The sequence below is a fragment of the Candidatus Symbiopectobacterium sp. NZEC135 genome (assembly GCF_025962695.1).
Genome location: NZ_JAGFPF010001137.1, coordinates 1 through 696, shown reverse-complemented (window position 1 = coordinate 696; position 696 = coordinate 1). Strand labels below are relative to the sequence as shown.

2 protein-coding genes are annotated in these 696 nt (G+C 55.5%); both read left to right on the top strand.

The features are described 5' to 3' along the window. The coding region (locus tag J5224_RS32925) for a MucB/RseB C-terminal domain-containing protein (protein ID WP_264629111.1) at window positions 1-381 on the top strand (381 nt) is incomplete at its 5' end. A 24-nt stretch (window positions 382-405) separates the two neighbouring features. Continuing rightward, window positions 406-696 (top strand): SoxR reducing system RseC family protein (locus J5224_RS32920; protein ID WP_264629110.1); only part of this gene is annotated, 291 nt, incomplete at its 3' end.

Below are 696 nucleotides of genomic sequence, written 5' to 3'. Positions count from 1 at the left end.
AGTGATGACATCCGTGAAACGTTGCGCCCATTATTAACCGAAGGCTTACCGCCATTGCTGACGACACCGTCGGCCGAAACGGTTAACCTGAGCTGGATCCCTGAATGGCTGCCGCAGGGCATGAAGGAGATCTCGCGTACCCGCAGAACGCTGCCCGGAATAAGCATCCCGGTGGAGTCGCGTCTGTTCAGTGATGGTTTATTCAGCTTTTCTGTTAATATTACGCCATCGTCGGAATCCCGTGCCGAGCAGTATGTCACCACGGGACGGCGCAGCGTACACACAGAAATCCGCAATGGTTATGAAATCACCGTAGTCGGCGAATTGCCCCCTACGACGGCCAAACGCATTGCGGATAATGTCATTTTTCAATCGCAGTAAATTCGCAAGATGTAGGGCGCAGGTATGATCAAAGAATGGGCGACCGTGGTTTCCTGGCACAATGGCGTGGCCGTGCTGCACTGTGAGCAGCGTTCCGGGTGCAGTGGTTGTCAGTCGCGTAAAACCTGTGGCACTGGGCTTCTGAGTGAATTAGGGCTGTCCGCCGAGCAGGCGTTGCACGTTCCGTGCGAGCAGCCCTTGCTGCCGGGTCAACGTGTTGAATTGGGTATTTCCGAAAGTAGCCTGCTGCGTTCCGCCATGCTGGTTTATCTGGTGCCGTTGTTGGGGTTGTTCACGGGGGCGGGATTGTTGCAG